Source organism: Devosia sp. A449 (genome assembly GCF_054489375.1).
This window is the reverse complement of sequence record NZ_JBTMWU010000003.1, coordinates 367,039-379,651: the sequence shown is the minus strand read 5'-3', so window position 1 is coordinate 379,651 and position 12,613 is coordinate 367,039. Positions and strand designations below refer to the sequence as shown.

Genomic DNA, 12,613 nt, shown 5'->3' with positions numbered 1-12,613 from the left:
TGCGCCGCTCAGGCGATCTGCGGCAGGGTGCTGAACTGGTGCTCCGGCGGTGGTGACGACAGGGTCCATTCCAGCGTGGTAGCGCCGACGCCCCACGGATTGTCGGGGGCCGGCCGCCTGGCCATGAAGGCTTCGGCGACGGTGACGAGGAACACCAGAAAACCCGCCGTCGAGAGATAAGCGCCGATGGACGACACCAGGTTCCATAAGGCGAAGGCATCGGGGTAATCGACATAGCGGCGCGGCATGCCGGCGAGGCCGAGGAAATGCTGGGGGAAGAACACGATATTGACCCCGACAAACATCAGCCCGAAGTGAATCCGCCCCAACGTCTCATTGTAGAGATAGCCGCTCATTTTGGGGAACCAGTAGTAGAAGCCGGCAAAGATGGCGAAGGCCGAGCCCAGCGACAGCACATAGTGGAAATGGGCGATGACATAATAGGTGTCGTGCAGGGTGTGATCGAGCCCGGCGCTGGCCAGCAGGACGCCGGTAACGCCGCCAATGGTGAATAGCAGGATGAAGCCGATGGCCCACAGCATCGGCACGCGAAACGTGATCGAGCCGCCCCACATGGTGGCGAGCCAGGAGAACACCTTGATGCCGGTCGGCACGGCGATGACCATCGACGCAGTCATGAAGAAGGCCTGCACATTCAGCGACAGGCCGGTGGTGAACATGTGGTGGGCCCACACCAGAAAGCCGATAAAGCCGATCGCCACCATGGCGTAAACCATGGCCAGATAGCCAAAGATCGGCTTCTGCGAAAAGGTCGAGACCACATGGCTGACAATGCCGAAGGCCGGCACGATCATGATGTAAACTTCGGGGTGGCCGAAGAACCAGAACAGATGCTGATACAGCACCGGATCGCCCCCGCCCTGCGGGAAGAAGAAGGTGGTGCCGAAATTGCGGTCGGTCAGCACCATGGTAATGGCGCCAGCCAGGACCGGCAGTGACAGCAGCAGCATGAAGGCGGTCACCAGCATGGCCCAGCCAAACAGTGGCATCTTGTGCAAAGTCATGCCCGGCGCGCGCATGTTGAAGATGGTGGTGATCAGATTGATGGCGCCCAGAATCGACGACACGCCGGCCAGATGGATCGACAGGATGACGAAATCCACCGCCGGCCCCGGCTGCCCCGAGGTCGAGAGCGGCGGATAGAGGGTCCAGCCACCGCTATGGCCATTGGAGCCCGACGGACCTTCGACAAACAGCGAAATCAGGAACAGGATGAAGGAGGCGACCAGCAGCCAGAACGACACGTTGTTCAGGCGCGGAAACGCCATATCCGGTGCGCCGATCAGCAGCGGCACGAACCAGTTGCCGAAGCCGCCGATCAGCGCCGGCATCAGCACGAAGAAGATCATCACCAGCCCATGGGCCGAGACCACAGCGTTGTAGAGATCGGTATTGTGGAACATTTGCAGCCCCGGTTGCTGCAATTCGAGGCGAATGGCGAATGACAGGCCGGTGCCGAGCACCCCGGCCAGGATCGAGAACACCAGATAGAGGGTGCCGATATCCTTGTGATTGGTCGACAGCACCCAGCGCCTGAACAGGCTCCGATTGGGAGCGGCGATTGGGGCGGCGATATCCATCTGGTCCTCCGGCAAAAATCCGCAGGAGGCGCTGGGTTCCAGATCAAGGAGGAGTGAGCGTCTCGATGCTCACCACCACCCTATGGGCGAATTCAAGATCAGACCAACGAATATTATTGGCCGTTCATATGATTATTTTTGCACTGATATGCGATCGTCCAATCCCTCCACCGACAGGAACCAGGCCACGAGCTGCGCCGTATTACTGACACCGGCAGAGCGCGCGAGGCGCAGGCGATGCGCCTCGATGGTGCGTTTGGACAGTCCCAGTTCGACGGCGATAGCGGCGTTGGTTTTGCCCTGCGCTACCAGCGTCAAAATCTGCCGCTGCCGCCCGGTCAGGGTCATCGTCGGGTCGCCCAGCGGCCGGCTGAAGGCTTCAAAGCAATAGAGGGCTGCCGCAAACGGATCAGTGCGCTCCTGCGAGCGGCCATTGACCCGGCACCAGAAACGCTGCCCATCGGCCCGCGCCATGATGCGCTCGTCGTAATAGACCGAGCCGCCCGGCAGATGCACCCGCCAGCTCTCGCCGGTGCGAACGAAATCGGCCAGCGCCGGATAGAGCCGGACGAAACTGGTGTCGATCAGCTCGGCCCTTACATAGCCGAACTGTCTGGCGAATTCCTCATTGCAGTCGCGAATGATGCGGTGCGTGGCGAACACCATTGGCACCGGAATATCGGCGAGCGCGAAGGATAAGGGGGCAAGGGGCATGTCGTATAAATACGACTAACTCCCTCCCCTGCGCAAGAACTAGCCTCTGGCCATTATGTCTTGAGGAGGCAAGGGATGCGCAAAATCTTTGCGAGTGCGGCCGAAGCGTTGGCTGGCCAATTACGCGACGGCATGGTGGTCATGTCGGGCGGCTTTGGCCTATGCGGCATTCCCGAGACACTGATCGACGCGGTCAAACTCTCCGGCGCCAAAGAGCTGACGGTGATTTCCAACAATGCCGGCGTCGACGGCATTGGCCTCGGCCAGTTGCTGGCGACCAAGCAGATCCGCAAGATGATCTCGTCCTATGTCGGCGAGAACAAGCTGTTCGCCCAGCAATATCTGTCGGGCGAGCTTGAGCTGGAATTCAACCCGCAGGGCACGCTGGCCGAGCGCATTCGCGCCGGTGGGGCGGGCATCCCGGCCTTTTACACCAAGACCGGCGTCGGCACGCTGATTGCCGAAGGCAAGGAAGTGCGCAGCTTCGACGGCGAAGACTATGTGATGGAAACTGGCCTCGTGGCCGATGTGTCGCTGGTCCATGCCTGGAAGGGCGATCACGAAGGCAATCTAGTCTATCGCAAGACCGCGCGGAACTTCAATCCGATGATGGCCACCGCCGGCAAGCTCACCATTGCCGAGGTGGAGCATCTGGTGCCCAGCGGCGAGATCGAGCCCGATAGCGTCCATACGCCCGGCATTTTCGTGTCGCGCCTCGTGCATGTGCCGAACGCCACCAAACATATCGAACAGCGCACACTGCGCCAGCGCGAAGGGGAGATCGTCTGATGGCCTGGACCCGCGATCAAATGGCGGCCCGCGCCGCTCAGGAACTCGAAGACGGCTTTTACGTCAATCTCGGCATCGGCATCCCGACGCTGGTGGCCAACTACATCCCCGCCGGGATGGATGTGCGGCTGCAAAGCGAAAACGGCATGCTGGGCATGGGCCCCTTCCCCTATGAAGGTGACGAAGACGCTGACCTGATCAATGCCGGCAAGCAGACCATCACCGAACTGCCGCTGACCAGCTATTTTTCCAGCGCCGACAGCTTTGGCATGATCCGGGGTGGCCATATCGACCTGTCGATTCTGGGCGCCATGCAGGTGGCCGAGAATGGCGATCTGGCCAATTGGATGATCCCCGGCAAGATGGTCAAGGGCATGGGCGGCGCCATGGATCTGGTGGCCGGCGTCAAGCGCGTGGTGGTGGTGATGGAGCATGAGGCCAAGGGCGAGCCCAAGCTGCTCAAGGCCTGCACCCTGCCCCTCACTGGCAAGCGCGTCGCCGATGTGGTGATCACCGATCTGGGCGTGTTCACCCTGACCCGGCGCGGCGAAGCGAACATGACCCTGATCGAGCTGGCGGATGGCGTGTCCGTCGATGAAATCACGGCCAAGACCGAGGCCAGTTTTGTGATCGGGCTGAAATCATGAGCGACATTGTCATTGTCAGCGCCGCTCGCACCCCGGTCGGCAGCTTTCTCGGTAGTCTGGGCACCGTACCGGCCCACGAGCTGGGCGCTGCGGCCATCACGGCGGCCCTCGCCCGCGCCAAGGTCGAGGCTGGTGAAATTGACGAGGCCATTCTCGGTCAGGTTCTCACTGCCGGCGCCGGGCAAAACCCGGCGCGTCAGGCCGCCATGCTGGCCGGCATGCCGGCTTCGGCCACCGCCTTCGGCATCAATCAGGTCTGCGGCTCGGGCCTGCGTGCCGTGGCGCTGGGCATGCAGCAGATTTTGACCGGCGATGCCCGCATCGTCGTGGCCGGTGGTCAGGAATCGATGTCGCTGTCGCCGCACTGCCAGGCCTTGCGCGCCGGCACGAAGATGGGGCCGATCAGTCTGGTCGATACCATGGTGGTGGACGGACTGATGGATGCTTTCGGCGGCTATCACATGGGGATCACGGCGGAAAACGTCGCCCGCCAGTTTACCATCAGCCGCGACCAGCAGGACGCTTTTGCGCTCGCCTCCCAGCAGAAGGCGGCCGCCGCGCAAGCCGCCGGCCGGTTCAGCGCCGAGATCACCCCGGTTACGGTCAAGACCCGCAAGGGCGAGGTGATTGTCGATCAGGACGAATATATTCGCGCCGATACCAGCGCCGAGGGCCTGGCCAAGCTGCGCCCTGCCTTTGACCGCGAAGGATCGGTGACGGCTGGCAATGCCTCGGGCCTCAATGATGGCGCGGCGGCGCTGGTGCTGATGCATGCGGATGAAGCCGCGCGACGCGGCTTACAGCCGCTGGCGCGAATCGCCTCCTGGGCCACGGCGGGTGTCAGCCCGGACGTGATGGGCACCGGGCCGATCCCGGCGTCGCAGAAGGCGCTGGCCAAGGCCGGCTGGACCATTGCCGATCTCGACGTGATTGAGGCCAATGAGGCCTTTGCGGCACAGGCCTGCGCCGTCAACGCCGCAATGGGCTGGGATAGTGACAAGGTCAACGTCAATGGCGGCGCCATCGCCATCGGCCACCCCATCGGCGCCTCGGGCGCGCGTATTCTGGTGACCCTGCTGCATGAGCTGCAACGCGGCAATAATCGTCGCGGCATTGCCACTTTGTGCATCGGCGGCGGCATGGGCGTGGCGCTCTGCGTCGAGCGCCTCTAGCGCTGCGCATAGTTGGCTCGCCGACCGCCTTGGCGGCCGGCGAGCCGGTAATCAATTAGCCCGGAACGGCGACACGCGCCTTGGCGCGGATGCGCGACGGACGCGTCAGGGCCTGGATATCGAGGGCCTGCTCGATCAGTTCATCGGAGATCAGCTGGTCCTCTTCGAGCAGCTGCCGCATCGTCTTGCCGGTTGCCAGGATCTGGTGGGCCAGCTCGGCGGAGCGCTCATAGCCGATCAGCGAGGTCAGCGCGGTGGCCAGCGCCGCCCCGGCTTCCAGATGGCGCTGGCACTGCTCGACATTGGCGGTGATACCGACCACGCATTTGTCGGTCAGCGTATCGACGGCATTGGTCAGCAGGCTCAACGACTGCAGGATGTTGAACGCGATCACCGGCTCCATGGCATTGAGCTGAAGCTGGCCGGCCTCTGCGGCCATGGTGACAGCCACATCGGCGCCGATCACCTGGAATGCCACCTGGCTGACCACCTCGGGGATCACCGGATTGACCTTGCCGGGCATGATCGACGAACCCGGCTGCATTGGCGGCAGATTGATCTCGCCAATCCCACCGCGCGGGCCGCTGGACAGCAGGCGCAAATCGTTGGAAATTTTGGACAGTTTCACGGCGATGCTTTTAAGCATGCCCGAGAACAGCACGAACCCGCCGGTGTCCCAGCTGGCTTCGATCAGGTTGGCCGCCGCAATGACGGGCAGGCCGGTGACGCGGCCCAGCTCTTCGACCACGATGCCGGCATAGGCCGGGTCGGCGGTGATGCCGGTGCCGATGGCGGTGCCGCCCAGATTGACCTCGAGCATCAACGCGGCGGTCGCGTCGAGCCGCGCCACATCTGCGTCAAGCGTATCGGCGAAAGCCATGAATTCCTGGCCCAGGGTCATCGGCACGGCGTCCTGCAACTGGGTGCGCCCCAGCTTCACCACATCGCGGAATTCCCCGGCCTTGGCCTCGAAGGCCCGCGCCAGACGCGTCAGCGACTTGGACAGGTCCAGATAGCTGAAGCGGATCGCCAGCCTTATGGCCGTCGGATAGACGTCATTGGTGGACTGGGAGAGGTTCACATCGTTGTTGGGATGCAGATGGGCGTACTCGCCCTTGGCCTTGCCCAGATATTCGAGGGCGCGGTTGGCGATGACCTCGTTCATGTTCATGTTGGTCGAGGTGCCGGCGCCGCCCTGAATGGCATCGAGCGTGAACTGGTCGGCCAGCCCGCCATCGATGACATCCTGACAGGCCCGGACGATGACCTCGCATTTTTCGTCGCTCAGATCGCCGAGCCGCTTATTGGCCCGCGCGGCGGCCAGCTTGATCATCGCCAGCGAGCGGATCAGCGCCGGGTAGTGACCGATGGTCATGCCGGAAATTTGGAAATTGGCGAGCGCCCGTGCGGTCTGCGCGCCGTAATAGGCATCAAGGGGAACATCCACCGGCCCGAGGGAATCATATTCGCGGCGGACAGGGGGAGGGATCGAGGAATGTTGCATCATTGGCGTAAGTCACAGGTTGGAGAAATTGCAAAAGAGCCGCGCATCCGAAGCAGGATCACGCGGCTCGCCGGCGCCAGTCTGAGGAGCGGCAGGGTAAGGACCTGGTCGAAATTACTGGTCCATAGCCCGATTATCAGACCATAGATCGGATCGTTTACCAAGCCCATGGCCGCGTTCAAGTCTTAAGACGCGTGCTCGGACCGGCAGGCTCTCGGGCCGGCAATCAGAGTTCGCCACTTTGCCGCCATGTGAAAATCAGCGCGTCACGGCTCATTGTGCCCCGGCAGCCTGCCCCCCAGCGCCAGGGTCATTTCCCGCGCGGTATCGGCCAGCAATTGCCCGATGGCCGGGATGCGGTCCGTGGTCAGCCGCTGCGCCAGGCCCGACACGGAAATCGCGCACAGCGCCTCGCCCTGATGGTTATAAACCACGGCGGCGATGCAGCGGAGCCCGGTGACGAATTCCTGATCGTCCACCGAATAGCCCTGCTGCCGGATGGTGGTGAGTTCAGTGCGCAAATCCGAGGCCCGCGTGATCGAGTTGGCGGTCGATTTGCGCATGCCCTGGCTGCTGACGATGGCCGAGACATCCGCCGGGCTGTAGGTCGCGAGGATGGCCTTGCCCATGCCCGAGGTGATCATCGGCGCCCGGCCGCCCACCCGCGTGATCGCGCGCATGATCTCGCGGCTTTCGATCTGCGTCAGCACCACCAGCTCGCCCTCGTCCACCACGCCGAGATTGGCGGTCTCGCGGGTCTGGTCGCGCAGCCGCCGCAGGAACGGCAAGGCCGGCGCCACAAAATTGCGCTGGCGCACAAAGGCCGAACCGACGGAAAACGCCATCCGGCCGACATGCCACATGCCGTCGGACTGGTCGAACTGCACGAATTTGCGCTTCTCGAGGCTGGTGAGCAGGCGATGCACGGTCGATGGCGACAGCCCGGTCCGATGCGCCAGATCGGTCAGGCGATAGCCTTCCTCGTCCTCGCCGAGCACTTCCAGCAGCGACATGGCGCGCTCGACGGATTGAACGCCGCTCGAACGGACTGGCCCCTTTGGCTTAGGTGATGCTGTGTCTGTCATCCGGCGTTTCTACCAGCCTGGGGCCATCGCCGTCAGCCCGTCGGACGCTTGAGCGCAAGACTTTTCCGCATGGTGAAATTTATTGGCTGCCCGGTCGCTCGCGCCACCGGAACATCCTAGGTCCGTCAGCAGGTAATAATGCGGAGATTTCCATGACTAGCTATGTTCCAAAGCACGGCCTGCAGATCGCGAGCGAACTCGCTGCGTTTGTGGAAGTGGAAGCGCTGCCCGGGACCGGCGTCAGCCAGGATGTTTTCTGGCAGGGCTATGCCGACCTGCTGGCTGACCTGGGGCCGGTCAATACGGCGGTGCTGGCCGAGCGCGCCCAGCTCCAGGCGCAGATCGACACCTGGCATCAGGCGCGGCGCGGACAGGTTTTCGCGCTGGAAGACTACAAGGCCTTCCTGCACGACATCGGCTACCTTGTTCCCGAAGGCGATGACTTCAAAATCGAGACCACCGGTGTCGATCCCGAAATCGCCACGCTGGCCGGTCCCCAGCTCGTGGTGCCGGTGATGAATGCCCGCTTTGCCCTCAATGCGGCCAATGCCCGTTGGGGTAGCCTCTACGACGCGCTCTATGGCACTGACGCGATTGATGTCAGCGGCGAACTGGCCCCCGGCAAGCAGTATAACGCGCAGCGCGGCGCGGCCGTCGTCGCCTGGGCAATGGCGTTTCTGGATCAAGCCATCCCGCTCGCCCAGGGTAGCCACGCCGACGTCGCCAGCTATGCATCCGGGTCGAATGGCTTGCAGATTGCCCTCAAGGATGGCGCGGCGTCCGGCCTCGCTGATCCGAGCCAGTTTGTCGGTTCCTCGGCGGCGGGCGACAAGCAGGTGCTGCTGTTCAAGAACAATGGCCTGCATCTCGAAATTCACCTCGATAAGACGAGCCCGGTGGGCCAGCAAAGCGCCGCCGGCGTCAGCGACGTCGTCGTGGAATCGGCGCTGACCACCATTCAGGACTGCGAAGACTCGGTTGCCGCGGTCGATGCCGCGGACAAGGTCGCGGTTTATCGCAACTGGTTGGGCCTGATGCGGGGCGACCTCGCCGAGACCTTTACCAAGGGCGGCAAGGACCATACCCGCACACTGGCCGCCGACCGGCACTATACCGCCCCTGATGGCAGCGAAATCTCGCTGACCGGCCGCAGCCTGATGCTGGTGCGCAATGTCGGGCATCTGATGACCACCGATGCCGTGCTCGATGCTGATGGCAACGAGACGCCCGAGGGTTTTCTTGACGCCATGGTGACCTCGCTGGCTGCGATGCACGATCTGGCCAAGCAAACCGGGCTGCGCAATAGCCGGACCGGCAGCGTCTATATCGTCAAGCCGAAGATGCATGGCCCCAAGGAAGTGGCGCTCACCAATACGCTGTTCGACCGCGTCGAGGACATTCTCGGGCTGGCGCGCAACACGCTCAAAGTGGGCGTCATGGACGAAGAGCGCCGCACCAGCGTCAACCTCAAGGAATGCATCCGGGCGGTGCGCCAGCGGCTGGTGTTCATCAATACCGGTTTTCTCGATCGCACCGGCGACGAAATCCACACCAGCAAGCTGGCCGGGCCGGTGCTGCCCAAGGGCGAGATCAAGGATGCGATCTGGCTCGGCGCCTATGAAAACAACAATGTCGACCAGGGGCTGAAGGCCGGCCTCGACGGCCACGCCCAAATCGGCAAGGGCATGTGGGCCAAACCCGACGATATGGGTGAAATGCTCACCGCCAAGCTGGGCCATGTCAAATCCGGCGCCAACACCGCCTGGGTCCCCTCGCCCACCGCTGCGGTGCTGCACGCCACCCATTATCATCAGGTCAATGTCGCGCAGGTCCGGCAGGTCATTGCCGCCCGCCCAACTGCCTCGCTCGATGCGATCCTCACCCCGCCTCTGCTCGACGGCCGCAATCTGTCCGACGATGCGGTGCGGCTGGAGCTGGACAATAATTGCCAGAGCATTCTCGGCTATGTGGTGCGCTGGATCGATCAGGGCATTGGCTGCTCCAAGGTGCTGGACATCAACGATGTGGCGCTGATGGAAGACCGGGCCACGTTGCGGATTTCGTCCCAGCACATCGCCAATTGGCTGCAGCACGGCCTCGTCACCGAGGCCCAGGTAACCGAGTCGATGCAGCGCATGGCGCTGGTAGTGGACAGCCAGAACCAGGCCGATTCAAACTATCGGTCCATGGCGCCGGGTTTTGCGGATAACGTCGCTTTCCAGGCCGCGCTGGAACTGGTGCTTGAGGGCGCAAAACAGCCCAATGGCTACACCGAACCGGTGCTGCATCGCCGTCGCCGCCAGGCCAAGGCCGCTTAAATTCTATCAGGAGAAACAATATGTTGACGATTACCCGCCTCGACCTCGCCGACGCCGGACTTTTGCTGGAGGGCGCGCGCGCCCGCGCTGACGCCATCGGCGTTCCCATGTGCATCGCCATCACCGACGAAAGTGGCAATCTCATTGCTTTCGAGAGGATGGACGGCGGCAAAATTACCAGTTCTACTATTGCCATCGACAAGTCCTACACGGCCTCTGCGGCCAAGCGCGCGACACACGAATATGGTGCTTCCAGCCAGCCTGGCAGCCCGGCCTATGGCATCAACAGCGCCATTGGCGGGCGGCTGATGGTGGTGGGTGGTGGCCTGCCCGTATCCGTGGATGGACAGGTCGTCGGCGGCATCGGCGTCAGCTCGGGAACCCCGGCGCAGGACCAGGATGTCGCCCAGGCCGGCATAGATCATTTCCTGGCAACCAGGACCTAACCCAGAACGCTGACGGCGGCGCAACGAGGACACGTCATGACTGAAAACAAGACCACCGACCTGCGCGACGCCGCGCTGCATTTCCACGAATATCCCAGACCCGGCAAGCTGGAGATCGTTTCGACCAAGCCACTGGCCAACACGCGCGATCTCGCGCTGGCCTATTCGCCGGGGGTGGCCATTCCCTGCGAGGAAATCGCGGCCGATCCCGAGGCGGTGTATAAATACACCTCCAAGGGCAATCTGGTCGCGGTGATCTCCAACGGCACCGCCGTGCTCGGCCTCGGCAATATCGGCGCGCTGGCCTCCAAGCCGGTGATGGAAGGCAAGGCGGTGCTGTTCAAGAAGTTCGCCGGCATCGACTCCATCGATATCGAGGTGAACGAGCAGGACCCGCAGCGCTTCATCGACATCGTGGCGCCGCTCGAGCCCAGCTTCGGTGGCATCAATCTCGAGGACATCAAGGCCCCCGAATGCTTCGAGATCGAGGAAGCTTTGCGCGAGCGCATGAACATCCCGGTGTTCCATGACGATCAGCACGGCACGGCCATCATCGTGGCTGCGGCAGTGCTCAACGCCATGGAGTTGACGGGCAAGGATATCGCCAAGGTCAAGATCGTGACCTCCGGGGCCGGCGCCGCCGCCATCGCCTGCATGAACATGCTGATTGCCGTGGGCGCCACCCGTGAAAACATCTGGATCGCCGATTCCAAGGGGCTGGTGACCAAGGCGCGCGATAACACCGTCGACCGCTGGCGCGGCGCCTTCGCGCAGCAGACCGACAAGACCGAGCTCAGCGAAGTCATGGCCGGCGCCGACATCTATGTCGGCCTGTCAAAGGCCGGGGCGCTGAAACCCGAGATGATGAAGGACATGGCGGCCAATCCGCTGATCCTGGCCCTCTCCAATCCGACCCCCGAAATCATGCCCGAACTGGCGCGCGAAGCTCGCCCCGATGCGATGATCTGCACCGGCCGGTCGGACTATCCCAACCAGGTCAACAACGTCCTGTGTTTCCCCTTTCTGTTCCGGGGGGCGCTCGATTGCGGCGCCACCGTCATCAACGAGGAGATGAAGGCGGCCGCAGCCCATGCCATTGCCAAGCTGGCGCATGAGCCGGGGCTGGAGGCCAGCACCCATGGTGTGCCGGCCATTTTCGGGCCGGAATATCTGATCCCCAATCCCTTCGACCAGCGCCTGATCCTGCGCATTGCGCCGGCCGTGGCCAAGGCGGCGATGGAGTCGGGTGTGGCCAAGCGGCCGATCGCCGACTTTGCCGCCTATCGCGACCAGCTCAACCGTTTCGTGTTCCGGTCGGGCCTCGTCATGAAGCCAATGATCGAGCGGGCCCAGGGGCAGAACAAGCGCATCGCCTTTGCCGATGGCGAGGACGAGCGCGTGCTGCGCGCCACCCAGGTAATGCTGGAGGACGGTATCGGCCGGGCTATCCTGATCGGCCGCCCCTCGGTGATCGAGCAGCGCATCGCCCGCTTCGGCCTGACCCTAAAGGCCGGGCGCGACTTCGATATCGTCAATCCCGAGGACGATCCGCGCTATCGCGACTATGTCGCCGACTTCCTGGAGCTGGTGGGTCGCCAGGGCGTAACGCCCGATACCGCACGCACCATCGTGCGCACCAATACCACCGTCATCGGCTCTCTGGCGGTGCGCCGGGGCGAGGCCGATGCGCTGATCTGCGGTTTGCAGGGTCGCTTCATCAAGCATGCCCGCGACATCCAGTCGGTCATCGGGCTGGCGCCCGAAGCCAGCCAGCTTTCGGCGCTGTCGATGCTGGTGATGAACCGTGGCGTGTTCTTCCTGGCCGATACCTATGTCAATATCGACCCTTCGGCCGAAGAGATCATTGCCATCACCCTGCAGGCACGCAACCACCTCAAGCGCTTCAATATCGAGGCCAAGGCGGCGCTGCTGAGCTATTCCAACTTCGGCTCACGCGATGGGGCGACCAGCGAGAAGATGCGCACGGTCTATGCAACACTCAAGGATGTGGCGCCAGACCTCGTGGTCGATGGCGAAATGCAGGGCGATCTGGCGATCAATGAAAGCCTGCGCGAACGCTATGTCCCCAATTCGGTGCTCAAGGGCGAAGCCAATTTGCTGATCTTCCCCAATCTGGAATCGGCCAACCTGTCGATGACCCTGCTCAAGGAACTCAACAACGCCCTGCCCGTCGGCCCCATTCTGATGGGCACCCGCCAGCCGGCGCATATCCTGGCCCCCTCGGTCAGCAGCCGCGGCATCGTCAACATGGCCGCCATCGCTGCCAATGAGGCGATTCACTAGCGCCAACGCCACGCAAAGCCAAAAAGGGTCGCC

Annotated in this window: 10 protein-coding genes; 6 read left to right on the top strand and 4 right to left on the bottom strand. The window is 63.0% G+C overall.

The genetic code is table 11. The features are described from left to right. Positions 1-8: 8 nt before the first annotated feature. Positions 9-1,601, bottom strand: a complete 1,593-nt coding sequence (gene ctaD / locus ACX3OW_RS11095; protein WP_459095823.1) for a cytochrome c oxidase subunit I — start codon at positions 1,599-1,601, stop codon at positions 9-11. 132 nt (positions 1,602-1,733) lie between these two features. After that, a complete protein-coding gene (locus ACX3OW_RS11090) occupies positions 1,734-2,315 on the bottom strand; it encodes a helix-turn-helix transcriptional regulator (RefSeq protein ID WP_459095822.1) in 582 nt (193 codons plus the stop codon). Positions 2,316-2,390: 75 nt separating this feature from the next. Here ACX3OW_RS11090 and ACX3OW_RS11085 point away from each other — a divergent pair, with 75 nt between their 5' ends. The 3 genes from ACX3OW_RS11085 to ACX3OW_RS11075 are packed head-to-tail and all read left to right on the top strand — an operon-like array spanning position 2,391 to position 4,923. Then, positions 2,391-3,104 carry a CoA transferase subunit A gene (locus ACX3OW_RS11085; RefSeq protein WP_459095821.1) on the top strand — a complete coding sequence of 238 codons (714 nt, stop codon included), beginning with the start codon at positions 2,391-2,393 and terminating at the stop codon, positions 3,102-3,104. Continuing rightward, positions 3,104-3,751 carry a 3-oxoacid CoA-transferase subunit B gene (locus ACX3OW_RS11080; RefSeq protein ID WP_459095820.1) on the top strand — a complete coding sequence of 216 codons (648 nt, stop codon included), beginning with the start codon at positions 3,104-3,106 and terminating at the stop codon, positions 3,749-3,751. Before ACX3OW_RS11085 ends, ACX3OW_RS11080 begins: the two co-directional genes overlap by 1 nt. After that, positions 3,748-4,923: an acetyl-CoA C-acetyltransferase gene (locus tag ACX3OW_RS11075; RefSeq protein ID WP_459095819.1), complete on the top strand. Its 1,176-nt coding sequence runs from the start codon at positions 3,748-3,750 to the stop codon at positions 4,921-4,923. Before ACX3OW_RS11080 ends, ACX3OW_RS11075 begins: the two co-directional genes overlap by 4 nt. 55 nt (positions 4,924-4,978) lie before the next feature. On the opposite strand, the gene ACX3OW_RS11070 is transcribed toward ACX3OW_RS11075, so the two are convergent. Further along, positions 4,979-6,430 carry an aspartate ammonia-lyase gene (locus ACX3OW_RS11070; protein ID WP_459095818.1) on the bottom strand — a complete coding sequence of 484 codons (1,452 nt, stop codon included), beginning with the start codon at positions 6,428-6,430 and terminating at the stop codon, positions 4,979-4,981. Between the two features lie 263 nt (positions 6,431-6,693). Further along, positions 6,694-7,512 carry an IclR family transcriptional regulator gene (locus tag ACX3OW_RS11065; protein WP_459095817.1) on the bottom strand — a complete coding sequence of 273 codons (819 nt, stop codon included), beginning with the start codon at positions 7,510-7,512 and terminating at the stop codon, positions 6,694-6,696. Between the two features lie 152 nt (positions 7,513-7,664). On the opposite strand from ACX3OW_RS11065, the gene ACX3OW_RS11060 reads away from it, so the two are divergent. Genes ACX3OW_RS11060 through ACX3OW_RS11050 form a run of 3 tightly spaced genes read left to right on the top strand, consistent with a single transcriptional unit; the run spans position 7,665 to position 12,580 of the window. Beyond that, a complete protein-coding gene (locus tag ACX3OW_RS11060; RefSeq protein WP_459095816.1) occupies positions 7,665-9,830 on the top strand; it encodes a malate synthase G in 2,166 nt (721 codons plus the stop codon). A gap of 20 nt (positions 9,831-9,850) precedes the next feature. After that, positions 9,851-10,276 carry a GlcG/HbpS family heme-binding protein gene (locus ACX3OW_RS11055; RefSeq protein ID WP_459095815.1) on the top strand — a complete coding sequence of 142 codons (426 nt, stop codon included), beginning with the start codon at positions 9,851-9,853 and terminating at the stop codon, positions 10,274-10,276. Between the two features lie 36 nt (positions 10,277-10,312). Then, on the top strand, positions 10,313-12,580 hold the full coding sequence (locus tag ACX3OW_RS11050) for an NADP-dependent malic enzyme (protein WP_459095814.1): 2,268 nt from the start codon (positions 10,313-10,315) through the stop codon (positions 12,578-12,580). The last annotated feature ends 33 nt before the right edge of the window (positions 12,581-12,613 follow it).

Bases quoted from the DNA above. Each gene is read 5' to 3' on its own strand.
- ACX3OW_RS11085 (WP_459095821.1), top strand. From the start codon at position 2,391: ATGCGCAAAATCTTTGCGAGTGCGGCCGAAGCGTTGGCTGGCCAATTA.
- ctaD (WP_459095823.1), bottom strand. From the start codon at position 1,601: ATGGATATCGCCGCCCCAATCGCCGCTCCCAATCGGAGCCTGTTCAGG.
- ACX3OW_RS11090 (WP_459095822.1), bottom strand. From the start codon at position 2,315: ATGCCCCTTGCCCCCTTATCCTTCGCGCTCGCCGATATTCCGGTGCCA.
- ACX3OW_RS11060 (WP_459095816.1), top strand. From the start codon at position 7,665: ATGACTAGCTATGTTCCAAAGCACGGCCTGCAGATCGCGAGCGAACTC.
- ACX3OW_RS11055 (WP_459095815.1), top strand. From the start codon at position 9,851: ATGTTGACGATTACCCGCCTCGACCTCGCCGACGCCGGACTTTTGCTG.
- ACX3OW_RS11050 (WP_459095814.1), top strand. From the start codon at position 10,313: ATGACTGAAAACAAGACCACCGACCTGCGCGACGCCGCGCTGCATTTC.
- ACX3OW_RS11080 (WP_459095820.1), top strand. From the start codon at position 3,104: ATGGCCTGGACCCGCGATCAAATGGCGGCCCGCGCCGCTCAGGAACTC.
- ACX3OW_RS11075 (WP_459095819.1), top strand. From the start codon at position 3,748: ATGAGCGACATTGTCATTGTCAGCGCCGCTCGCACCCCGGTCGGCAGC.
- ACX3OW_RS11065 (WP_459095817.1), bottom strand. From the start codon at position 7,512: ATGACAGACACAGCATCACCTAAGCCAAAGGGGCCAGTCCGTTCGAGC.
- ACX3OW_RS11070 (WP_459095818.1), bottom strand. From the start codon at position 6,430: ATGATGCAACATTCCTCGATCCCTCCCCCTGTCCGCCGCGAATATGAT.